The following is a 20,395-nucleotide window of genomic DNA, read 5'->3' on the forward strand; positions in this document are numbered from 1 at the left end:
GGGCCGGGCGTCGACGGGTCGGGTGCGCTCGGAGCGCTCGGCGCGCTCGGAACCTGCTCCCGAAAGCGGAGCAGGGTGCGAGCCCGGTCGGTCGTCCCGACCAGGCCCTCACTCCCCGACGGCGTTGTCGTGCGCGGGATGGTGGTGGTGGATGGGTCCGTCGGTCGCGGCGAGCCGCTCGCCCGCGCCGCCCCACCGCAGCGCGATGATCTCGGCGGCGATCGAGACGGCGGTCTCCTCGGGCGTGCGGGCGCCGAGGTCGAGCCCGATGGGTGAGCTCATCCGGGCCAGCTCGCCGACGGTGAGGCCGGCCTCGCGCAGCCGCTCGAGCCGGTCCTCGTGGGTGCGCCGTGAGCCCATGGCGCCGATGTAGGCGACGTCGGGCAGCCGCAGCGCGACCTCGAGCAGCGGCACGTCGAACTTCGGGTCGTGGGTGAGCACGGCGATGACGGTGCGGCTGTCGATGCGGCCCTCGTCGACCTCGTTCTGGAGGTAGTCGTGCGGCCACTTGACGATGACCTCGTCGGCGCCGGGGAAGCGGGTCTTCGTCGCGAAGACGGGCCGGGCGTCGCACACCGTGACGTAGTAGCCGAGGAAGCCGCCGACCCGCGCGACGGCGGCGGCGAAGTCGATGGCACCGAAGACGAGCATCCGCGGCTTCGGGGCGTGCGCGGCGACGAAGACCCGCATGCCCTCGCCGCGACGCTCCCCGTCGGGGCCGTAGGTGAGGATCGCCGAGCGGCCCTGTGCCAGAAGCCCTCTCGCGTCGTCGCGGACGGCATCGTCCGCGCGGCCGCTGCCGAGCGAGCCGAGCACGGATGCCGTGTCGTCGCCCTTGTCCGGCCCGTCGGCCTCGGGGTGCACGACGACGCGCCGGCCGACCCACGTGGGCTCGGGGTGCTCGATGACGGTGATGACGGCGACGGGGCGCCCGGCGGCGATGTCGGCGGCGACGTCACCGAGCTCGGGGAAGGTCTCGCGGTTCACCTTCTCGACGAAGACGTCGAGGATGCCCCCGCAGGTCAGCCCCACGGCATACGCGTCGTCGTCGCTGACGCCGTAGCGCTGGAGCACGGGCCTGCCGGTCTCGACGACCTCCTGGCCCAGCTCGTAGACGGCGCCCTCGACGCAGCCGCCGGAGACGGAGCCCACGGCCTCGCCGCCGGGGCCGACGAGCATCGAGGCGCCGGCCTGGCGCGGCGCCGAGCGCCACGTGCCGACGACGGTGCCGACGCCGACGGTCTCGCCGGCCGACCACCACTGCATCAGCTCGTCCATCACCTCACGCACGGGCCACCACCTCGATCAGCTCCTCGAACGCCGCGAGCGAGTGCCCTGCGACGAAGTCGTCGATGTGCGGCAGGGCCGCGACGATCCCCTGCTGCACCGGCTGGTAGCCGTCCTTGCCGCGGTGCGGGTTGGCCCACACGACCCGGTGCGAGAGGGCACTGAGGCGACGCATCTGCTCACCGAGCACCTCCGGTCCCTCGCGTTCCCAGCCGTCGGAGAAGACAACGACGACGGAGCCGCGGGCCATACCGCGCCGGCCCCAGCGGTCGAGGAAGGCGCCGATGGCCTCGCCGAGGCGGGTGCCGCCCGACCAGTCGGGGACGACGCGTCCGGCGGCGGCGAGCGCGCGGTCGGGGTCGCGCTCGGTGAGGGCGCGGGTCACGTGGGTCAGGCGGGTGCCCATGGTGAAGACCTCGACGTGGGGCACCGTGCGCACGAAGACGTGGGCGAGGCGCAGGAGGCTGTCGGCATACGGGCTCATGGAGCCGGAGATGTCGATGAGCAGGACGATGCGGCGCGGGCGGGTGCCGCGGCGGCGGTGGTGGATGCGGCCGGGCTCGCCCATGCGGCGCAGCTGCTCGCGGAGCGTGGCGGGGCCGTCGACGGTGCCGCTGCTCGCGCGGACGTGGCGGCGGGCGCGGCACAGCGGCGAGCGAGGGTCGAGGCTCGCGAAGAGGCGCGCGGCGGCGGCGCGGTCGGCGGCGCTGAGGCTGGCGACGTCGCGGTGGCGCAGCACCTCCTGCGCGCTCGACCGGGCCTGGATCGTGTCGGCGTCGCCGTCGCCGGCCTCCCCCTCGGTGTCGCCGAGCGGCGCCTGCGTCACGGGCGGGCGTTGGATGTCGACGCGGCGGCCCTGGGGGATGGACTCGCCGCCGAACCAGCGCTCGAAGAGCTCGTCGTAGGCCGGGAAGTCCGCGGGCGTCGACGTCAGGGTCGAGCGGCCGGCCCAGTAGACGCCGGTGCGCTCGCCCATGCCGACGGTGGCCGCGGCGACGAGGAAGGTGCGCTCACGGTCGGCGGTGACGTTGATGCCGGCGGCGCGCAGGGCGCGGGCGAAGCCGAGGAGCAGCTCGTCGACGTCCGGCTCGGCCTGCTGGGTCATGCGGTGAGCAGCTTGTCGAGCGAGGCGCGGATCCTCTCGGAGTCCTCGCGGTACTTCAGGGCGGCGCCGAGGGTGGCGGCGGCGACCTCGGGGTCGAGGCGCGTGGCGCCGACGGTCTCGAGGGCGCGCGCCCAGTCGAGGGTCTCGGCGACGCCCGGAGGCTTGATGAGCTCGCCGCTCGTGCGGAGGCGCTGGACGAGCGTGACGACCTGCTCGGCGAGCGCGGCGCTCACCTCGGGCAGGCGGGTGCGCACGATCTCGAGCTCGCGGGCCAGGCCGGGGTGGTCGATCCAGTGGTACAGGCAGCGGCGCTTGAGCGCGTCGTGCAGCTCGCGGGTGCGGTTGGAGGTGAGGACGACGATCGGCGGGGTCGCGGCTGCGATGGTGCCGAGCTCGGGGATCGTCACCTGCCAGGTGGAGAGGACCTCGAGGAGGAAGGCCTCGAACTCGTCGTCGGCGCGGTCGATCTCGTCGATGAGCAGCACGCAGGGTGCTTCGCGCAGGGCCTGGAGCACGGGGCGCGCGAGGAGGAAGCGCTCGTCGAAGAGCTCGGCCTCGAGGGCCTTGGGGTCATGGCGCTCGTCGCGGGACAGGGCCTCGACGGTGCGCAGGTGCAGGATCTGCCGCGGGAAGTCCCAGTCGTAGAGGGCCTGCGTCGCGTCGATGCCCTCGTAGCACTGGAGGCGGATCAGCTTGAGGTCGAGCGCCTGGGCGAGGCCCTCGGCGAGGGCGGTCTTGCCGGTGCCGGGCTCGCCCTCGAGCAGGATCGGCCGGTTCAGCCGGGTCGCGAGGAAGGTGATCGTCGCGAGCGCGTCGTCGGCGAGGTAGCCCGTGCCGCCGAGGGCGGTCGTGACGTCGTCGGCACTGTTGAACAGGTGATCCATCCCCTGAGCATCACTCATGAACTCAGGTTGCGGAAGCGGAGGGCCCTGTCAGCGAGACGTGTCGAGCTCTTCGGGGGTGTCGACGTCGCGGCCCGTCGCGAGGTCGCCGCACTCGACGAGCTCGTGCGGGGTGGTGCGGAAGTAGTGGCGGGCGCCGTGGTCGCCGGTCGCCGAGGCGATGACCTGCTCCCAGTGGTCGCGCCCGATGAGCGCCGGGTGTCCGGGCACGCCGTCGTATGCCGCCCGGCGGAGGGTCGCTCGGAGCTCCTGGCTCGTGGGGGCTGAAGTGGCGGTGGTGGCCGGCGTCTCGACGGCGTGCCCGTCGGGGTCGGGGTGCGGCGAGTGGTCGTTGTCGACGTGGCCCGGGGCATCGAGCACCCGCGCGATGACCTCGGGGGTCAGGTCCGGCAGGTCGACGAGCGTGACGAGCACGGCGTCGACACAGCCCTCGCCCTCGTGGGTCGAGCGGGTCAGCGCCGTGAGGCCGGCGCGGAGGGAGGCGCCCATTCCCTCGTCCCAGCCGGGGCAGGTCACGACGTCGACATCACGCCCGAGCGCCGTGACGATGGCGGTGACCTCTTCGGCGGCGGCACCGACGACGACGGTGATGCCGGAGCACCCGCCGGCGTGGAGCAGCGAGACGGCGCGCTCGACGAGCGTCGGCTCGCCCGGGTGGCGTCGAACCAGAGCCTTCGGCCCACCCATGCGCCTGCCGGCACCCGCTGCCAGGACAAGCCCGCGCACGTGTGCGGCTCGCCCATGCACCGCCGCCGCGTAGGAAACACCTTCCTGGTCACTCACATGCGCGAACCTACCCGCGGAGCTGGTTCCTACCGCTCTCATGCGTTCTCCGACGAACCCGCGTCACCCCGCCGCGAGTGAGCCTTGGCGAGCGCGGATCGGACGACAACGGGGTTGACCCCATCTTCTGCTCGGGCCGCCTCGGGTTGACGTGCGGACCGTTGCGTCAACGAGGACACCGCCGCCATGTTGCGCCGCTGTCCAAGGGAGTCAGAGTCACAACGCATCGTCGGCGTCGGCATGCCCGCCGGAAGATCTCACATCGACCGCAGCGCGGACCGGCGTCACCGCACCCAGCGGCAACCCAGCCTCCCGTTACACCTCGGAAACCCACTGGGGCGGCAGGTGCGGGATCATCACGCCCATGACACCAGCTGAGCGGCAAGCCGTCTCCGTCGAGGACTCCAATCCCATCGGCGCCGAGCACTACGGCTCCAAGACCTTGGCCGTCGAGCCGGGTGGCATCGAGCAGATCCCCGACAGCGAGCGGCACGGCAGCCCGGTCAACCTCCTGTGGACGTGGATGAGCCCGAACCTCGAGTTCGCGACGGTCGCCGTGGGCATCATCGGCCCGCTCTTCTTCGGTCTGTCCTTCGGGCAGACCCTGGCCGCGATCATCCTCGGCACGGTGCTCGGCTCGGTGACGCACGGCGTCCTGTCGAGCTGGGGCCCCCAGCACGGCCTGGCGCAGATGGTGCTCTCCCGCACCGGCTTCGGCTTCCTCGGCAACATCCTGCCTGCCGGGCTCAACGCGCTCGTCGCCGGCATCGGGTGGTTCGCGGTCAACAGCATCAGCGGTGCCCTCGCCCTGCACGCGCTCGTCGGGGGCCTGCCGACCTGGCTCTGCCTGGTCGTCGTGGTGGCGGCGCAGCTGCTCATCGCGTTCCTGGGGCACAACCTCGTCCACGCCTTCGAGCGCTACGCGCTGCCGCTGCTCGCGGTCGTCTTCGCCCTCGGCCTGTACTTCGTGTTCTCCAAGGCGGACCTGGGCGCGGCGGGCAAGCCGGTCCCGGGCGCGTTCCTCATCCAGACCGCTGCGGCCTTCGGCTACGCCTGCGGCTGGAACCCGTACGCGTCGGACTACACCCGCTACCTCCCGAAGACGTCGAAGGCCAGGACCGTCGGCCTCTTCGCCGCCCTCGGCATCAGCATCTCGTGCATCGTCCTCGAGGCGGCCGGCGCGGCGATGGTCTCCGCCGCGGGGAAGGCCGCGGCGGTCGATCCCGGCGTCTACACCGGGCTCATGCCGACGTGGCTCGGTGACCTCACCCTCCTGTGCATCGCCTTGGGGGCGGTCGCTGCCAACGCGCTCAACATCTACTCCGGCGCCATGTCGTTCCTGGCGCTCGGCATCAGCCTGCCGCCGCACCGCGCCCGCGCCATCGTCGCGGTCGTCTTCGGCCTGCTCGGTCTCGTCCTGGCGCTCTTCGGCCTGCAGAACGCCGGCACCAACTACGAGAACTTCCTGCTCGTCATCGCCTACTGGATCGGCCCGTGGCTCGGCGTCGTCCTCACCGACCGCCTGCTGCGCCGCGGAGATCCGCGGGCCGAGGTGAGCGCGATCGCGACCGACCGTCGCTACGTCAACTGGGCCGGGGCCATCGCGATGTTCGTGGCCATGGTGGTCTCGATCTGGCTGTTCTCCAACCAGACGTTGTACGCCGGCGTCATCGTCAAGGCCAGCCCGGGCATCGGTGACATCACCTTCCTCGTCGGGTTCGTCCTCGCCGCTGGGTTGTATGCCGTCCTGCGCCGCCTGCTGCCCGCCCGCACCTCCGTGGGGGTGACGGCATGACGGTCAAGCCGTCCGCCGGGTCCGACTCCGACCGGGACATGCTCGCCGTCGCCCTGGACGAGGCGCGCGCGGGGCTGGCCGAGGGCGGCATCCCGATCGGCGGGGCGCTCTTCGCCGCCGACGGCACGCTGCTCGGCCGCGGCCGCAACCGCCGGGTCCAGGAGGACGACCCGTCCATCCACGGGGAGACAGACGCCTTCCGGAAGGCCGGCCGGCAGCGGTCCTACCGTGGGACGACGATGGTGACCACGCTGTCGCCGTGCTGGTACTGCTCGGGGCTGATCCGGCAGTTCGGCATCAGCCGACTGGTCATCGGCGAGTCCAGGACCTTCACCGGCGGCCACGACTGGCTCGCGGACGACGCCGGCGTCGAGGTCGTCCTGCTCGATGACCCCGACTGCGTGCGCATGATGACCGACTTCATCGCAGCCCGCCCCGACCTGTGGAACGAGGACATCGGCGTCGACTGACCCGGCTCCCGCCTAGAGGAAATCGGCCGGGTCGAAGTCGTCGATGGCGATGATCCGGATGCGCGGCAGGGACTCCCTGAAGGCCTGCACGTCGTACTCGAGGTCGAAGGTGGCAAGACCGTGGGCCGTCAGCTCGAGGAACGCGCCGCTGCGGAACTCCTGGAATCCCACGACGCCCACCCGACGACCGTCCAGGAGGTCTTCGACCTGGTCGACGAAGTCCCCGTCGTTGCTGACGAGGAGCACGTCGGCCCGGCGTGAACGGATCTCGACCAGGGTCCGCTGGATGGCGATGTCGACGACCTTCTCGCCGGCAGCGCCGGAGAGCGGGACCGGGCGGTAGCCGATCGCCAGCAGGGCCTGGACGAACGGCATCGGGAGCTCGTTGTTGGCGGCGAGGAAGAAGAGCCCGACGACCGGCTGGCCCCACAGCTCCTGGGCGAACTGCAGCAGCCGCTCCCACCTCGGACGCTCCTCCGGCCGCGGGCGCCTGCCCAGGATCGAGGTGCCAAGGGTGGCGTCGATGTTCTCGCCGTCGATGAGGACGTACGTGATGCGAGAAGCGTCGGCCATGGAAGGGAGCCTACGGGGAACGTCGCTCCGCGCCCGGCGAAGCCGCGACCCGGTGCCACGCCTGTGCCCTTCAGTCGCCTGCCTCTCGACCTTCGCCGCCGAGCAGGGCGAGGAACCGCTCGGCGTCACCGGTGCGGGGGATGTTGTTGAACATGACGTAGGGCCTCGGCCGGCCGTCGACGAGGTCTCGCAGCCGGCGCAGCTCGTCATCGGTGTGGACGTGCCGGAAGCCCGAGGTGCCGTGCAGCCGGTAGTAGGTCTGCTCCGGTGTCACCGTCTCGGTCTGCATCGGGTCGACGACGTGGACGAGGTCCAGCTCGGCGCACAGCTCCTCGAGCAGCGCCGTGGGCCACTCGCCGCGGGGCTCCCACAGCAGCCAGCCCGCCGGCCGCTCCACCTGAGACACGAAGGTCCGCAGCCGATCGACGTTGTCCTTCGTCGGGCGGAAGCTCGCCGGGCACTGGAGCAGCACGGCGGTGGCCCGCAGGAGGCGGGCGCACTCGAGCGTCCGCTCCCAGCCCGCCAGGACCTCGGGCGTCGTCCGGAACCCTCCGACCTGGCCGTGGGTGCTCTCCGGCAGGGGCTGTTTCAGGCGGCGGTAGGTCGGGCTGTTGGACTCGTGGGTGACGACCTGCCACGCCTTCATCGTGAACTCGAAGTCGGCCGGCACCTGGGTGCGCCACCTGGTCAGCACCGCGTCTGCGGGCGGGTCGTAGAAGGTGTTCTGCACCTCGACGACGGGGAAGCGCCGCACGTAGGACGCCTGCGAGACCGTCCAGCCACACAGACCGACCCGGACGTCCACGGTCCTACCCCTCTCCCGGGTGGCCGGCCTCGAGGCTGACGACGGTCATCCCCGCGACCGATCCCTGACCCATGGCGGCCAGGGCTGCACCGGCCTCCTCCAGGCCGATGACCTGGCCGACGAGGTCGGCGGGACGGAGGGTGCCGTCCGCGATCATCGCGAGCATCGCGGGGTAGTCACGGGCGGGCATGCCGTGGGACCCGTAGATCTCGAGCTCCTGCGCGATGACGCGGTCCATCGGGATCGGAGGCGTCGAGCTGGGGCCGAGCAGGAGTCCGGCCTGGACGTGCCGACCACGCCGACGCAGGCTCCCCACCGACGCCACCGCCGACTCCGGCGACCCGAACGCGTCGATCGAGACGTGCACCCCGCCGTCGGTGACCTCCCGGATCAGCCCCGCGACATCCGCCTCGACCGACGCGTCGATGAGAGCCACCGTCCCGGCTCCCAGCGAACCAGCGCGTTCCAGCGCAGCCCGGTTCACGTCCACGGCGATGACCCGCGCTCCGAGTGCCAGCCCGATCATCACCGCGGACAGTCCGACCCCACCGCACCCGTGCACGGCCAACAGCTCACCAGCGGCAAGGCGCCCGTGAGTCGTCAGAGCCCGGAACGCCGTCGCGAACCGGCACCCGAGCGACGCCGCGGTCACGAAGTCGACCGAGTCCAGCAGCCGCACGAGGTTCGTGTCGGCGCCGTGGATCGCCACGAGCTCGGCGAACGACCCCGGCCCCGTGAAGCCCGGCTGCGTCTGGTCGGGACACACCTGCGCCTCACCGGCCAGACACCACGAGCACACACCGCACCCGCACACGAAGGGCACCGTCACCCGGTCACCGACCGCCCAGTCCCGCACGCCAGACCCCACCGACGCCACCACACCGGCCAGCTCGTGACCGGGGGTGTGCGGCAACGACACCGGGTCGTGCCCCATCCACGCGTGCCAGTCCGACCGGCACACGCCCGTCGCGCGCACCGCGACGACGACCCCGCCATCCGGACACTCAGGCGGGGGCACGTCGGCGAGTGACGGCATACGCCCGTACTCGTCGTAGACGACCGCCTTCACGACGCGTGCGGGTCCGTCAGGACGTCGCGCCACGAGTGCTGCGGCGAGTAGCCGAGCAGGTCGCGCGCCTTGTCGATGGAGTAGAAGGTCTCGTTGCGCCCCATCGGCCGCCGCAGCTCCACCCCGTCGTAGAACCGCGATCGCACCTCGTCGGTCGTCGCGGCGACGGACATGTCGGCGTTGGCGACGTTGAAGACCTCGTAGCCGAGCCCGTCGACCTCGAGGCAGCGCGCCACCATCTGGCCGAGGTCGCGGGTGTCGATGTAGGCGAAGATGTTGCGCCGCCGCAGCGCCGGGTCGGTCAGGAACGGCGGGAACATCTCGGCGTACTCGTGCGGCTCGATGACGTTGTTGATGCGCAGGCCGTAGATGTCGAAGCCGGTGCGGGCCTGGAAGGAGCGCGCCGTCACCTCGTTGGCGACCTTGCTCATCGCGTAGGAGTCCTCCGGCACCGTCGGGTGCTCCTCGTCGACCGGCACGTAGAGCGGCCGCCGCTCGCCCTGCGCGAAGCACACGCCGTACGTCGTCTCCGACGACGCGAAGATCACCTTGCGCACGCCGAGCCGGGTCGCAGCCTCGAGCACGTTGTACGTGCTGAGCACGTTCGTCGCGTACGTCTTCGCCTCCGACGTCAGCAGGATCGCCGGCACCGCGGCGAAGTGCACGACGGCGTCGTAGACCGGCTTGGCCGGCAGGTCCAGCTCGTCGAAGCGGGCGAGTCCCGCGAGCGCCGAGTAGACCTCACCGGCGTCGGTCAGGTCGACGCGAAGGTCGTCGACGGCCGGATGCCGCAGCGGCACGAGGTCGGCGTTCGTGACCTGATGGCCCTGCTCGGCGAGGAACGTCGAGACGTGCTTGCCGGCCTTGCCGCTGCCGCCGGTGAAGAAGATGCGCATGCCCCGATCCAACCACCGATCCCGCGCCTCACCAGGGGCGCGACCACCGCTCGGCGATCCCCGACAGCCGCGCCCGCCCCTGACATGATGACCGGCATGGAGGGACCTGCGGCCGCGCGCCGGCCCGACGCGGCGCAGCCCCGACCCGACCGCGAGACCGAGGCCCGCGCCCTGCTGGCCGAGCTCGGCACGGCGATGATCGCGACCGGCCAGCCGGTGCAGGAGATCGAGGAGGAGCTCGCCGAGGTGAGCGCCGGCCTCGGCTACCCCGACGTCCAGACCGCCGTCGGACCGACCGGCCTCATGGTCACCCTCACCCCGGGCGGCCCGTCGACCTACCGCGGAGCGCCCGCCGGCCTTCGCCTGCACCAGTCGGCGAGCGTCCGGCTCATCCGCCACCAGCTCGTCCACGGCGAGCTCAGCCCGGCCGCCGCCCGCGACGAGCTCGCCGCCACGGCCCGGCGCCCCGTCCAGCAGCCCGCGTGGCTCGTCGCCCTCGCGTGGCCCGTCCTCGCCGTCGGCATCGCGCTCATCCTCCAGCCGGGGTGGGCCAACGTCGCCGCCGCTGGGCTCTGCGCCCTCGTCGTCCTCGCCCTCGTCCAGCTCGCCGAGCGCTACGAGGTCGTCAAGGCGCTCCTGCCGACCCTCGCCGCCTTCTCCGTGTCGCTCGTCGTCTTCGGCGCCGCCAACGCCGGACTGCTCGAGGGGCCGCTGCGCACCGTCCTGCCGCCGCTCGCCGTCCTGCTCCCCGGGGCACTCGTCGTCAACGGCATGTCCGAGCTCGCCGCCGGGCACATGCAGGCCGGGTCGGCCCGGCTCGCCTACGGTCTCGCGCAGCTCGGCCTCTTCGCCCTCGGCCTGCTCATGGCCACGGCGCTGCTCCGCGTGCCCACCTCGACCCTCGCCAACGTCCGCGTCGACGAGATCGGCTGGGCCGGCGCCGTCGTCGGCCTCGTCCTCATCGGGGCGAGCATCTGCCTCATGGAGGGCGTCCCGCTGCGCATGCAGGGCTGGGTCCTGCTCGTGCTCAGCCTCGCCTTCGCCGCCCAGGTCGCCGGCCAGCAGATCGGCTCGATCGGCCTCGGGGGCTTCCTCGGCGCCATCGCGGCCAGCCTCGGCGCGAGCGTCGTCGAGCTGCGCCGCCCCCTCCTGCCGCGCCTCGTGCTCTTCCTCCCGGCCTTCTGGCTGCTCGTCCCCGGCAGCCTCGGCCTCGTCGGCGTCACCGAGCTCGCCGCCGGGCGCGAGTCGGCCACCGACGTCGCCCTCGGCCTCATGGGCGTCGCCATCGCCATCTCCCTCGGCCTGCTCGTCGGCTCCTCCGTCGGCCGCGCCCTCCGCGGCCGGCTCGCGACCCCGGTGGCACCCCTCGACCCCTCCGCGTGAACCGCGCCCCACGGCATACGAGCGCACGGCATACGACCCCCGCGACCGACGGCTAGAGTCGGAGACGCAACACCCCGTCCTCTCGCCAGGACGGGGTGTTGTTCGTCGCCCGCCGGTGCGGGCAGCGGCGGCATGGGTACGGACCGTAGGCTCTAGGGGCCAACCGGCCGCCCACGGGCCGCTGACCAGCCTGCCGAGGAGGCACCGTGTCTCAGACTTCATCCCGGATCCGGACGATCCTGCCGACGTCGAGTCGCACCGCTCTGGGTGCCACCGTCGCCACCGGTCTGCTGACCGCCCTCGCCTCCGCGCCCGAGCGCCTCGGGCGGCTCCTGCGCGACCGCTACCCCATGGTCGCCGTGACCGGCATGACGGGCGTCGGCAAGAGCCAGCTCGTCGACCGGCTGTCACGCCGCTCCACCGACGACGCCGTGGCCGAGGTGGGCTCGGCCGTCATGGAGCGCCGCACCCGCAAGGGCGCCAAGCTGCACGGCTTCCGCTTCCTCGTCGTGCCCGGCGACAACGCCGCGACGCGGCTCAGCGCCCTCGACGAGGTGTTCCACGACGAGCCCGTCGACGGGCTCATCCACGTCGTCGCCAACGGCTACGCGACCCCGCGCCGCGCCGGTGGCACCACCGGGGCCGCCAGCGCGACCCGCGAGGAGCAGCTCGCTGCCGAGCTCGAGGACTGGACCATCACCTCGCACCGCATCGCGTCGCTGGCCGTGCGCCGCAACAAGCCGATCTGGCTCATCATCGCCGTGACGAAGACCGACCTCTACCCCGACGCCGTCGACGAGGCCGTCCGCTACTACTCGCCGGGCAGCGGCACGCCCTTCGGCGACAAGGTCGACGCGCTGCGCGCCCTCGCCGGCGGCGCCAAGCTCTCCATCGACGTGCTCCCCGTCTCGAGCCAGGGCGGCGACCGCAGGTCACCCTTCCCCGACAAGCGCGCCGGAGCCATGGTCGACGCCCTCGCCGACCGGCTCGGGCAGCTGAGCGGCCACGCCTGACGGGGGTCCCCCACCCCCTGGCGTATGCCGTGTGGCCGCGACCGCGCGGCCACCCCCTCGCGATCGGGCGTCGTCTGCGACCCCGGATCGTCCGCCTCGCGCGGCATGCTGGTGACGGCGACGAACCGCCACCGGAGGAGGGCACGATGACGGACTACGAGGTCAGGGCGCTGACGCCGGACACCTGGGACGCGTACGCCGCGATGATCGAGCGGCACGGCGGTGTCTTCGGCGGCTGCTGGTGCACGTGGTTCCACACCATGAGCTGGGAGAAGGAGCGCGAGTACGCCGCCAACCGCGACCTCAAGAAGCGCCTCGTCGAGGAGGGCCGCGCGCACGCCGCGCTCGTCTTCGACGGTGACGAGACCGTCGCGTGGGCCCAGTTCGGCTCGCCGGCCGAGCTGCCCAACATCCGCCACCGCAAGCAGTACGAGGAGGAGACCGACGTCCTCCCCGACTACCGGGTGACGTGCATCTTCGTCGACAAGCGCCACCGCCGCCGGCACCTGTCGGACGTCGCCCTCCAGGGCGTGCTCGACCTCGTCGCGGCCGCGGGCGGCGGGACCGTCGAGGGCTACCCGCACGACAAGGGCGGCAAGCGTGAGGCCGTCCTGTACAGCGGCACCCGCACCCTCTTCGAGCGCGCCGGCTTCGACTACGTCCGGCCCAAGGGCACGACCAACTGCGTCATGCGCCGCACTGTGCCCTGAGCCCGACGGCTGCACGGGTCCTGCGCCACGGGCTCACCGCGCATCGGCGTGACACCACGAGCCACTCAGCCGACGGCTGAGAAGGGAGCTACCGGGCAAAGCACAGTCCCCCGACCACACGTGGTGGCCGGGGGACTGTCAAAGGGACGAGGTCCCCGAAGATTGCCTTGGGTCAGATGCCCTTGACCTTCTCCGCCTGAGGACCCTTCGGGCCCTGCGTGACGTCGAACTCGACCTTCTGGCCTTCCTGGAGCTCGCGGTAGCCGCTGCTGTCGATGGCCGAGTAGTGAACGAAGACATCGGCGCCGCCGCCGTCCTGCTCAATGAAGCCGAAGCCCTTTTCGCTGTTGAACCACTTCACGGTGCCTGTTGCCACTGGTGTTGCCTCTTCTTGTCTTGCGGGGCCTCCCGTGTGGAGACCCCGGCCTGCCGAGGGTCACGGCGAGCGCGACCGCGCAGTTTCCGCGCGGCGACTCAGTCGTGCCGAGCCCGTGATGCGTGGACTCGGACGGCAGCTGGGCACGACGGTAGCAGTCGCAGGGCCTCAGCCTCGGTCTCTCCCACATGCTTCCTGAAAGCCGAGACCTGGCTCACGCCTGCGCGGGCCCCTCGTGTCACCGGCTACCTGCCCTCCAGCGACCGTTTGAGCGACGCGAGGGTGCGGGTGCGCTCGCGGTCGGCCAGCCACCGGGCCACCGGCCTGAAGGGCTTCATGACGCCGTAGAGCTCGCCGACCGCGGTGTGGTGGACCACCGTCGCGTCGCCGTCCGGCTCGAGGACGTAGGCGGGCCGGGCCCGGGTCAGCGCGACCCCGAACCAGCTCAGCGTCTCGGAGAAGGCGAGCCTCGACGGCGGCACCAGCTCGTCGACCCGGCCCTCGAACCGGCCCATCCACGTCAGGTCGAGGTAGGTCGTCCCCTCGCGGACCGGCAGCTCCGAGACGGACGCGCACCTCCGGAACAGCCCGTCATGGTGCATCCACCCCTCGTATGCCGTCAGGTCGGCCAGGCGGTCGAAGACCTCGCGGGCGGGTCGCTGGATCACCGTCTGCGACTCGAACCGGATCGTGCTCGCCGTCATCGTCGCCTCCTCGCCGCCCGGCGCCGGGCTGCCTCCTCCAACGCTAGGCATCCCGTCACCGGCGCGCACGAGAACGGACGGACGACCGCCGGGTCAGCGGTCGATCATCTTCTGCATGGCCTCGGGGTAGCGGTCGCCCTGCACCTGCACGCCGGCCGACGCGCGGTCGAGCTCGGCCAGGTCCTCGGGCGTGAGGACGAGGTCCGCGGCCCCGAGGTTCTCGTCGAGGCGCTCGAGCCGCCGGGTCCCGGGGATCGGGACGATCCACGGCTGCTGGGCGAGCAGCCAGGCCAGCGCGATCTGGCCGACCGTGGCGCCCTTGCGCTCGGCGACCGTCCTGACGAGGTCGACGAGGGCGAGGTTGGCCTCCAGTGCCTCCCGCTCGAAGCGTGGGAGGGACGCGCGGATGTCGCCCTCGCCGAACTCGCTCGTGGCCGTGACCTGCCCGGTGAGGAAGCCGCGCCCCAGCGGGCTGAACGGCACGAAGCCGATCCCCAGCTCGGCGAGCGTCGGCAGGATCGCCTCCTCCGGCTCACGCCAGAACAGCGAGTACTCGCTCTGGAGCGCCGTCACCGGCTGCACCGCGTGGGCCCGGCGGATGGTGTCGACACCGGCCTCGGACATCCCGAAGTGGCGCACCTTGCCCGCGTCGACGAGCTCCTTGACGGCGCCGGCGACCTCCTCGATCGGCACGTCGGGGTCGACGCGGTGCTGGTAGAGCAGGTCGATCGCGTCGGTGCGCAGCCGCCGCAGCGAACCGTCCACGGCAGCACGGATGCCGTCCGGCCGGCTGCTGACGCCGGCCTGAACTCCGTTCTCGTCGAAGGCGAAACCGAACTTCGTCGCGATGACGACGTCGTCGCGCACCGGCGCGAGCGCCTCACCGACGAGCTCCTCGTTGTGGAACGGCCCGTAGACCTCCGCGGTGTCGAAGAAGGTCACGCCCCCTACGACAAGTCCCTCTCCAACCTCATCGGCGAGCTGTCGACCCAGAGCGAGGACTTCCGCGGACGCTGGGCCGCGCACGACGTGCGCTACCACCGCACCGGCCGCAAGCGTTTCCACCACCCGCTCGTCGGCGACGTCGAGCTCGACTACGAGGCGTTCGAGCTGCCCGGAGACCCGGGCCAGCGCGTCAACGTCTACACCGCGCAGCCCGGCTCGCCCTCCGAGGAGGCGCTGAACCTGCTCGCCAGCTGGTCGGCCCGCGAGCCGGCGCTGGACGCCAGACCGGACGACGCGGCGGCGTCAGCGCCGCTGCCCGGCGACGCGCACTGACACACGGACGCACTGACTCCCGGCCGCGCTCCGGGTGGCGTTCAGTCGAGGCAGAACTCGTTGCCCTCGACGTCCTGCATGACGAGGCACGACTCGTTGTAGCCGTCCGCGACGAGCAGGCGCACGCGGGTGGCGCCGAGCTCGAGCAGCCTCGCGCACTCCGACTCGAGGACGGCGAGGCGCTCCTCACCGACGAGCCCCGTGCCCACGCGTACGTCGAGGTGCAGGCGGTTCTTGGCGACCTTCCCCTCGGGGACACGCTGGAAGAAGAGCCGCGGCCCGACGCCCGTGGGGTCGACGCACGCGAACGCCTTGCCGTGCTCCTCCTCCGGCAGCGTCCGCTCGAAGTCGGCCCACGACGCGAAGCCCTCCGGGGGCGGCGGCACGACGTAGCCCAGCACCTCGCACCAGAAGCGGGCCACGCGCTCGGGCTCGGCACAGTCGAACGTCACCTGGAACTGCTTCACCGTTCCCATGCCGCCCACCCTAGGAGCGCGGCCTCCCCGTCGCCACGTGATTCGAGCGGACGGCCACGCGACGAGCACCACGCATGCACAAGCTGTTTCAGCGGTCGTATGCCGTCAGGGCCGTCGTGAGGTCGGCTCTCCCCGCCAGCCACGCGGCGAAGGCGTCGCCCTGCTCGTCGGTCCACAGGCTCGCCGGCGAGGCGGTGAGGAACTCCGTGAGCACCGCCGAGGTGCGCTCCCGGCCGAGGACGGTCAGGAGCCTCGCGAGCACGTCGGGGTGGGTGCGCACGAGCAGCGACAGGCGCGCCTCGTCGGTGAGCGCCCGCATGAGCACCGCCCCGGGGTCCGGTGGGCTGAGCACGTCGGAGGCGCGCGTCGTGTAGGCGACGAGCTCGGCCTCACGTTCGGCGGTGCCTCGCGGACCGGGCCGGTCCGGGGACGGCACGGCCGCTGCGGCCACCGGTCCGGCCGGCGCGACGGGCGCGACGGGCGCGACGGCGACCGGCAGCTCGACGATGCGGTGCATGCCCTCGAGGACGTCGCACAGGCCGGCCACACCCTGCTCGGCCAACGACGCGGGAACGGCCTCGTAGATGACCGCGCGGACCCGGGGCAGCGTCGGCACGACCCGCGCGGCGAGCGCGAGCAGCTCCGGGTCGATGGGGCCCACGTGGGCGTCGAGGTAGTAGCCGTCGGTCTCGAAACCGCCGGCGAGGTGCACCTCCCAGACCCGTTCGAGCGGGATGCGCGAGAGGAACTCGTCGACGCTCTGACGGCCGTTGCGCTCGTTGGTCCAGATGTTGTGCAGGTCGAGCAGGATGCCGCAGTCGGCGCCCTCGGCGATGGCCGCGACGTAGTCGCCGTCCGTGAGATCTCCCGGCACGGGTTGCAGGTAGTTCGTCGGCGTCTCGACGAGGAAGGGCCGGTCATTGGCGTCCTGGTGGGCGCGGATGTGGCCGACGGCGGCTGCCACCGCCTCCGGCGTCTGCACCGGCGGCAGGAGGAAGCCGGCGTGCGCGTCACCCGCGACGTTGAAGGCGAGGTGCTCGCTCCAGTGGACGGCACCGAGGTCGCGGGCCGAGGCGGCGGAGGCCGCGACACCCTCGGGGTCGGGCGCCGTCAGGCCCCCGACGGGATAGCCGACACCGTGGGCGAGCAGCGGCCGACCGCACGAGCGGAGCCAGGCGAGGGGCTCGGGCGAGATGACCTTGCCGCCGCCGAAGCGGGTCTCCCAGAGGGTCTGCGGCTCGACCTCGACGACGTCGACGAGGTCCTCGATGCCGTCCCACAGCTGGTCCAGGGACCCGAGGGCTATGACTCCGACGCCGAGGTCGAACCGCGTCCAGCTCATGACACGTCGCTCCCTCAGCCCACGCGGAGCTGGGGCCCGACGAGCACCGGCTGCAGCTCGAGGTCGGGGGTGACGACGAACTCCTCGAACCGGCGCCAGTCGATCTGGATGCCGGAGTTGCAGTTGCCGCAACCGAACCGGTCGAAGACGCTGGCCTGGACCTTCTGGAAGGTCTCGAGGTTGCCGAGGATGTTGCCCGGCACGTGCACGGTGACGGTCACGTCACGCGGCGGGAGCGGCTGCGGGTTGAGGTCGGCCATGAGGGTGGTCCTTTCCGATCTGGAACCGGTCGCGGCGGACTGCAGCGACCTGTTCCTCAGAGCGGACCGACACCGCCCCTGATACCGGGACTGGTACCGGGCCCGGACCGCGACCGGACCGCTGGCGTCAGGACCGGAGGACCTTGTCCATCGCCTTGCCCTTGGCGAGCTCGTCGACGAGCTTGTCGAGGTAGCGGATCTTCTGCATGAGCGGGTCCTCGACCTCCTCGACGCGCACCCCGCACACCGTGCCGGTGATGGCCGAGACGTTCGGGTGCAGGTGCGCCTGGGCGAAGAAGTCCTCGAAGGTCGTCTGCGCCGACAGGTGCCCGTCGAGCTGCCCCTCGTCGAACCCCGTCAGCCACTCGATGACCTCGTCGAGCTCGGCCTTGGTGCGGCCCTTGCGCTCGACCTTGTTGACGTAGGCCGGGTAGACCGACGCGAGCGGTGTCGTGAAGATGCGGTGCCCCATGCTCCGAGGGTAGCGAGGGTCACCGACCGCGGGACCGTCACGAGGTCCCGCGAGGAGACCCACGGCATACGGACGCTGATCGTCCGGGAGGCACCCTCAACCGGTTTGAGGTGAACGCGCGGCAGAAGCTGCGGCGCGTCCACCTCGAACGGGTGCGACCTCAGCCGACGAGGTGCTCGAGAGCGAGCTGGTTGAGGCGCACGAAGCCGTAGTCGCGCTCGGCCGCCTTCTCCGGGTCGAAGCCGTCGTCGGAGGCGAGGAAGTCCTCGAGCGACTCGCCGGCACACAGGGTCGGATCGGCGAGGTCGAGCACCCCGGCATACGCCCACGCCTCCGCGGTGCGCGGGTCGGCCCGGAAGGCGGCCGCCTTGTCGGCGAGCAGGAGGTACATCGACATGCACGCCCTCGCCGACTCCCACACGCCGTCCATGAACTCGGTGCGCGACGGCTTGTAGTCGAAGTGTCGGGGACCGGTGTAGCGCGGCCCGTCGGGCACGCCCGGGAAGCCGTTCTCGATGAGGTCGACGGTGAAGAAGGCTGAGACGAGGTCGCCGTGGCCGAAGACGAGGTCTTGGTCGTACTTGATGCCGCGCTGGCCGTTGAGGTCGATGTGGAAGAGCTTGTCGCTCCACAGCGCCTGGCCGAGGGCGTGCGTGTAGTTGAGGCCGGCCATCTGCTCGTGCCCCGTCTCGGGGTTGAGGCCGACGATGTCGCCGTGATCGAGCTCGGCGATGAGGGCGAGCGCGTGCCCGACCGTCGGGAGCAGGATGTCGCCGCGCGGCTCGTTCGGCTTGGGCTCCAAGGCGATCCGCAGGTCGTAGCCCTTGTCCTTGATGTAGCCGGCGACGGTGTCGAGGCCCTCCTTGTAGCGGTCGAAGGCGGCGTGCAGGTCCTTCGAGCCGTCGTACTCGCTGCCCTCGCGGCCACCCCACATGACGAACGTCGACGCACCCATCTCGGCGGCGAGGTCGACGGCGCGCAGCACCTTGCGCAGGCCGAAGCGGCGCACGCCGCGGTCGTTGGCCGTCAGGCCGCCGTCCTTGAAGACGGGGTGGCTGAAGGTGTTCGTCGTGACCATCTCGATGGTCAGTCCGGCGCGGTCGGTCGCGTCCTTGAGCTGGCCGGTGATGCGGGCGCGGGTGGCGTCGTCGGCGTCGAAGGGAAAGACGTCGTTGTCGTGGAAGGTGATGCCCCAGGCACCGAGCTCGGCGAGCTTGTCGGAGTACTCCCACGGGTCGAGGACGGGCCGCGTCGGGCCGCCGAAGGGGTCGGTGCCGGTCCAGCCGACGGTCCACAGGCCGAAGGAGAACTTGTCGTCGGGGGTGGGCTGGCGCGTCATTGCGACTCCTCGATCGGATTAGTCTTGTCATGCAACTTATGGCGTGCACCGACTAGGGTCAAGGCATGGCCAACCTGCGCCAGGCGAGCCTGCGCCACGCGAACCTCGCCCTCGTCGCCCGCACCGTGCTCGGCGCCGGGTCGCCACCGTCCCGGGCCGAGGTGGCCTCGACGACGTCGCTGACCCGCTCGACCGTCTCGCGGCTCGTCGACGAGCTCGTCGCCGGCGGCGTGCTCGCGGAGGTCGGATCGGTCGTCGGGGGTCCGGGTCGCCCCGGTCGCCCGGCCACACCGCTCGTCGCCTCGACGGGACGCTTCGCCGCACTCGGCCTCCAGGTGGGCGTCGGCCACCTCGCCGCCCGGCTCGTCGACCTCTCCGGGACGGTGCTCGCCGAGCGACACGTGGTCGCAGACCTCGCCGGGTCGCGCCCCGGGCCTGCACTGCGACGGTTGCGCACCCTGGCCGCGGGCGTCCTCGGCGCCGTCCCCGCCGGCTGCCACGTCGTGGGAGCCGGCCTCGCGTTGCCCGGAATCGTCGATGCCGACGAGGGCCGTCTGCTCAGGGCGCCGAACCTCGGCTGGGCCGACGTGGTGCCGGGTCCGATGCTGAGCGCAGTGCTCGGCGGGCTCGGCCTGCGGGTCGGCAACGAGGCGGACCTCGCTGCCCACGCGTTCGCCCATCCGGCACCCGGGCGCGACAGCGAGCCGCAGGACTTCGTCTACCTCAGCGGCGAGGTCGGCATCGGTGGTGCGATCGTCGTCGACGGTGGGGTCATGGCCGGGCGCCACGGCTGGGCCGGCGAGATCGGCCACGTATGCGTCGACCCCGACGGACCCGCCTGCGCCTGCGGCTCCACCGGGTGCCTCGAGCAGTATGCCGGCCGGCTCGCTCTCCTTGCGGCCGCGGGGCTCGACGCGGCGACGACACCCGCCGAGATGGTGGCGCGGGTCCGTGACGGCGACGAGAAGGCGCAGGCGGCCATCCGTGCGGCTGCGCGGGCCCTGGGGGTCGCGCTGGCAGGAGTCGTCAACGTGCTCGACATCCCGACCATGGTGCTCGGTGGTCACCTTGCCCAGGTCGGAGAGCTGCTCGCGCCGGAGATCGAGCAGATCCTCGGGCGACGGGTCCTGTCGGCAGCCTGGGTGAGGCCCCGTGTCGTCGTCGCGCCCGACGATCCCGCCCCGGGCGCCACAGGCGCCGCACTCCTCGCCCTCGACGACCTCGTCCGCGATCCCGCGGGGGTGCTGGGAACGTCGTGAGAGCGGCGTCCCTGCTGAGGATCGCCTTCTTCTGGGACAGGCAAATGGGCATGGAAATGCGACAACCCCGCCGGTTGCCCGGCGGGGTTGTCGTGAAA

At 72.0% G+C, this 20,395-nt stretch carries 23 protein-coding genes; 7 read left to right on the forward strand and 16 right to left on the reverse strand.

Annotated elements, in window-relative coordinates; translation table 11 throughout:
- Positions 1-108: 108 nt before the first annotated feature.
- The 4 genes from TAE01_RS02255 to TAE01_RS02270 are packed head-to-tail and all read right to left on the reverse strand — an operon-like array spanning position 109 to position 4,041.
- Entirely contained in the window at positions 109-1,290 is a 1,182-nt protein-coding gene (locus TAE01_RS02255; protein ID WP_147062902.1) for an XdhC family protein, read from the reverse strand.
- Positions 1,283-2,392, reverse strand: a complete 1,110-nt coding sequence (locus TAE01_RS02260) for a vWA domain-containing protein (RefSeq protein ID WP_147062904.1) — start codon at positions 2,390-2,392, stop codon at positions 1,283-1,285. Before TAE01_RS02260 ends, TAE01_RS02255 begins: the two co-directional genes overlap by 8 nt.
- Entirely contained in the window at positions 2,389-3,294 is a 906-nt protein-coding gene (locus tag TAE01_RS02265) for an AAA family ATPase (RefSeq protein ID WP_425581110.1), read from the reverse strand. Before TAE01_RS02265 ends, TAE01_RS02260 begins: the two co-directional genes overlap by 4 nt.
- A 30-nt stretch (positions 3,295-3,324) precedes the next feature.
- The gene (locus TAE01_RS02270; protein WP_443098118.1) at positions 3,325-4,041 is read right to left on the reverse strand and encodes a nucleotidyltransferase family protein; all 717 of its coding nucleotides are present in this window, start codon (positions 4,039-4,041) and stop codon (positions 3,325-3,327) included.
- Between the two features lie 400 nt (positions 4,042-4,441).
- Between TAE01_RS02270 and TAE01_RS02275 the strand changes: the two genes are divergently transcribed.
- Both TAE01_RS02275 and TAE01_RS02280 read left to right on the forward strand, forming a co-directional pair.
- Positions 4,442-5,872 carry a purine-cytosine permease family protein gene (locus TAE01_RS02275; RefSeq protein ID WP_147062909.1) on the forward strand — a complete coding sequence of 477 codons (1,431 nt, stop codon included), beginning with the start codon at positions 4,442-4,444 and terminating at the stop codon, positions 5,870-5,872.
- Positions 5,869-6,342, forward strand: a complete 474-nt coding sequence (locus tag TAE01_RS02280) for a nucleoside deaminase (protein ID WP_147062911.1) — start codon at positions 5,869-5,871, stop codon at positions 6,340-6,342. The genes TAE01_RS02275 and TAE01_RS02280 overlap by 4 nt, the downstream gene beginning before the upstream one ends.
- Positions 6,343-6,354: 12 nt before the next feature.
- Here TAE01_RS02280 and TAE01_RS02285 read toward each other — a convergent pair whose 3' ends face one another.
- From TAE01_RS02285 to TAE01_RS02300, 4 genes are all read right to left on the reverse strand, one after another.
- Positions 6,355-6,915 (reverse strand): NYN domain-containing protein, encoded by a 561-nt coding sequence (locus TAE01_RS02285; RefSeq protein WP_147062913.1) that lies wholly within the window; start codon positions 6,913-6,915, stop codon positions 6,355-6,357.
- A 70-nt stretch (positions 6,916-6,985) separates the two neighbouring features.
- Positions 6,986-7,720, reverse strand: a complete 735-nt coding sequence (locus TAE01_RS02290) for a DUF72 domain-containing protein (protein ID WP_246111081.1) — start codon at positions 7,718-7,720, stop codon at positions 6,986-6,988.
- A 4-nt stretch (positions 7,721-7,724) separates the two neighbouring features.
- Entirely contained in the window at positions 7,725-8,789 is a 1,065-nt protein-coding gene (locus TAE01_RS02295) for a zinc-dependent alcohol dehydrogenase family protein (RefSeq protein WP_147062915.1), read from the reverse strand.
- Positions 8,786-9,685 carry an NAD-dependent epimerase/dehydratase family protein gene (locus tag TAE01_RS02300; protein WP_147062917.1) on the reverse strand — a complete coding sequence of 300 codons (900 nt, stop codon included), beginning with the start codon at positions 9,683-9,685 and terminating at the stop codon, positions 8,786-8,788. The genes TAE01_RS02295 and TAE01_RS02300 overlap by 4 nt, the downstream gene beginning before the upstream one ends.
- A gap of 96 nt (positions 9,686-9,781) precedes the next feature.
- Here TAE01_RS02300 and TAE01_RS02305 point away from each other — a divergent pair, with 96 nt between their 5' ends.
- The 3 genes from TAE01_RS02305 (at position 9,782) to TAE01_RS02315 (ending at position 12,791) form a co-directional block, all read left to right on the forward strand.
- Positions 9,782-11,068 carry a threonine/serine exporter family protein gene (locus TAE01_RS02305; RefSeq protein WP_147062919.1) on the forward strand — a complete coding sequence of 429 codons (1,287 nt, stop codon included), beginning with the start codon at positions 9,782-9,784 and terminating at the stop codon, positions 11,066-11,068.
- Positions 11,069-11,274: 206 nt separating this feature from the next.
- A complete protein-coding gene (locus TAE01_RS02310) occupies positions 11,275-12,081 on the forward strand; it encodes a P-loop NTPase family protein (RefSeq protein WP_186815003.1) in 807 nt (268 codons plus the stop codon).
- Between the two features lie 146 nt (positions 12,082-12,227).
- Positions 12,228-12,791: a GNAT family N-acetyltransferase gene (locus TAE01_RS02315; protein WP_147062922.1), complete on the forward strand. Its 564-nt coding sequence runs from the start codon at positions 12,228-12,230 to the stop codon at positions 12,789-12,791.
- A 172-nt stretch (positions 12,792-12,963) separates the two neighbouring features.
- Here the strand turns inward: TAE01_RS02315 and TAE01_RS02320 are convergent, their stop codons facing one another.
- The 3 genes from TAE01_RS02320 to TAE01_RS02330 all read right to left on the reverse strand — a co-directional run bounded on the left by TAE01_RS02320 (position 12,964) and on the right by TAE01_RS02330 (position 14,864).
- Positions 12,964-13,167: a cold-shock protein gene (locus TAE01_RS02320; RefSeq protein ID WP_147062924.1), complete on the reverse strand. Its 204-nt coding sequence runs from the start codon at positions 13,165-13,167 to the stop codon at positions 12,964-12,966.
- A gap of 245 nt (positions 13,168-13,412) precedes the next feature.
- A complete protein-coding gene (locus tag TAE01_RS02325; protein WP_186815004.1) occupies positions 13,413-13,871 on the reverse strand; it encodes an SRPBCC family protein in 459 nt (152 codons plus the stop codon).
- A gap of 93 nt (positions 13,872-13,964) precedes the next feature.
- On the reverse strand, positions 13,965-14,864 hold the full coding sequence (locus TAE01_RS02330; RefSeq protein ID WP_344114013.1) for an aldo/keto reductase: 900 nt from the start codon (positions 14,862-14,864) through the stop codon (positions 13,965-13,967).
- Here TAE01_RS02330 and TAE01_RS02335 point away from each other — a divergent pair.
- Positions 14,772-15,149: an MmyB family transcriptional regulator gene (locus TAE01_RS02335; protein WP_371860819.1), complete on the forward strand. Its 378-nt coding sequence runs from the start codon at positions 14,772-14,774 to the stop codon at positions 15,147-15,149. The two genes, TAE01_RS02330 and TAE01_RS02335, sit on opposite strands and share 93 nt — an antisense overlap.
- A gap of 41 nt (positions 15,150-15,190) precedes the next feature.
- On the opposite strand, the gene TAE01_RS02340 is transcribed toward TAE01_RS02335, so the two are convergent.
- The 5 genes from TAE01_RS02340 to xylA all read right to left on the reverse strand — a co-directional run bounded on the left by TAE01_RS02340 (position 15,191) and on the right by xylA (position 19,038).
- Entirely contained in the window at positions 15,191-15,625 is a 435-nt protein-coding gene (locus TAE01_RS02340; RefSeq protein WP_147062932.1) for a VOC family protein, read from the reverse strand.
- Between the two features lie 88 nt (positions 15,626-15,713).
- Positions 15,714-16,967, reverse strand: a complete 1,254-nt coding sequence (locus TAE01_RS02345) for an MbnB/TglH/ChrH family RiPP precursor modification enzyme (protein WP_147062934.1) — start codon at positions 16,965-16,967, stop codon at positions 15,714-15,716.
- Positions 16,968-16,981: 14 nt separating this feature from the next.
- The gene (locus TAE01_RS02350) at positions 16,982-17,227 is read right to left on the reverse strand and encodes a hypothetical protein (protein WP_147062936.1); all 246 of its coding nucleotides are present in this window, start codon (positions 17,225-17,227) and stop codon (positions 16,982-16,984) included.
- A 127-nt stretch (positions 17,228-17,354) separates the two neighbouring features.
- Positions 17,355-17,699 carry a DUF2200 domain-containing protein gene (locus tag TAE01_RS02355; protein WP_147062938.1) on the reverse strand — a complete coding sequence of 115 codons (345 nt, stop codon included), beginning with the start codon at positions 17,697-17,699 and terminating at the stop codon, positions 17,355-17,357.
- A gap of 160 nt (positions 17,700-17,859) precedes the next feature.
- A complete protein-coding gene (xylA, locus tag TAE01_RS02360) occupies positions 17,860-19,038 on the reverse strand; it encodes a xylose isomerase (protein WP_147062940.1) in 1,179 nt (392 codons plus the stop codon).
- Between the two features lie 65 nt (positions 19,039-19,103).
- Here xylA and TAE01_RS02365 point away from each other — a divergent pair, with 65 nt between their 5' ends.
- Positions 19,104-20,297, forward strand: coding sequence for an ROK family transcriptional regulator (locus TAE01_RS02365; RefSeq protein ID WP_147062942.1), 1,194 nt, complete (start codon positions 19,104-19,106; stop codon positions 20,295-20,297).
- Positions 20,298-20,395: the final 98 nt, after the last annotated feature.

Origin of the sequence: Terrabacter aerolatus (assembly GCF_007991735.1) — a bacterium.
Lineage (GTDB): Bacteria > Actinomycetota > Actinomycetes > Actinomycetales > Dermatophilaceae > Terrabacter > Terrabacter aerolatus.

Coding starts and splice junctions, on each gene's coding strand:
- TAE01_RS02350 (WP_147062936.1), bottom strand. CDS start 17,227: ATGGCCGACCTCAACCCGCAGCCGCTCCCGCCGCGTGACGTGACCGTC.
- TAE01_RS02345 (WP_147062934.1), bottom strand. CDS start 16,967: ATGAGCTGGACGCGGTTCGACCTCGGCGTCGGAGTCATAGCCCTCGGG.
- TAE01_RS02305 (WP_147062919.1), top strand. CDS start 9,782: ATGGAGGGACCTGCGGCCGCGCGCCGGCCCGACGCGGCGCAGCCCCGA.
- TAE01_RS02300 (WP_147062917.1), bottom strand. CDS start 9,685: ATGCGCATCTTCTTCACCGGCGGCAGCGGCAAGGCCGGCAAGCACGTC.
- TAE01_RS02280 (WP_147062911.1), top strand. CDS start 5,869: ATGACGGTCAAGCCGTCCGCCGGGTCCGACTCCGACCGGGACATGCTC.
- TAE01_RS02265 (WP_425581110.1), bottom strand. CDS start 3,294: ATGAGTGATGCTCAGGGGATGGATCACCTGTTCAACAGTGCCGACGAC.
- TAE01_RS02260 (WP_147062904.1), bottom strand. CDS start 2,392: ATGACCCAGCAGGCCGAGCCGGACGTCGACGAGCTGCTCCTCGGCTTC.
- TAE01_RS02325 (WP_186815004.1), bottom strand. CDS start 13,871: ATGACGGCGAGCACGATCCGGTTCGAGTCGCAGACGGTGATCCAGCGA.
- TAE01_RS02365 (WP_147062942.1), top strand. CDS start 19,104: ATGGCCAACCTGCGCCAGGCGAGCCTGCGCCACGCGAACCTCGCCCTC.
- TAE01_RS02355 (WP_147062938.1), bottom strand. CDS start 17,699: ATGGGGCACCGCATCTTCACGACACCGCTCGCGTCGGTCTACCCGGCC.
- xylA (WP_147062940.1), bottom strand. CDS start 19,038: ATGACGCGCCAGCCCACCCCCGACGACAAGTTCTCCTTCGGCCTGTGG.
- TAE01_RS02315 (WP_147062922.1), top strand. CDS start 12,228: ATGACGGACTACGAGGTCAGGGCGCTGACGCCGGACACCTGGGACGCG.
- TAE01_RS02275 (WP_147062909.1), top strand. CDS start 4,442: ATGACACCAGCTGAGCGGCAAGCCGTCTCCGTCGAGGACTCCAATCCC.
- TAE01_RS02285 (WP_147062913.1), bottom strand. CDS start 6,915: ATGGCCGACGCTTCTCGCATCACGTACGTCCTCATCGACGGCGAGAAC.
- TAE01_RS02340 (WP_147062932.1), bottom strand. CDS start 15,625: ATGGGAACGGTGAAGCAGTTCCAGGTGACGTTCGACTGTGCCGAGCCC.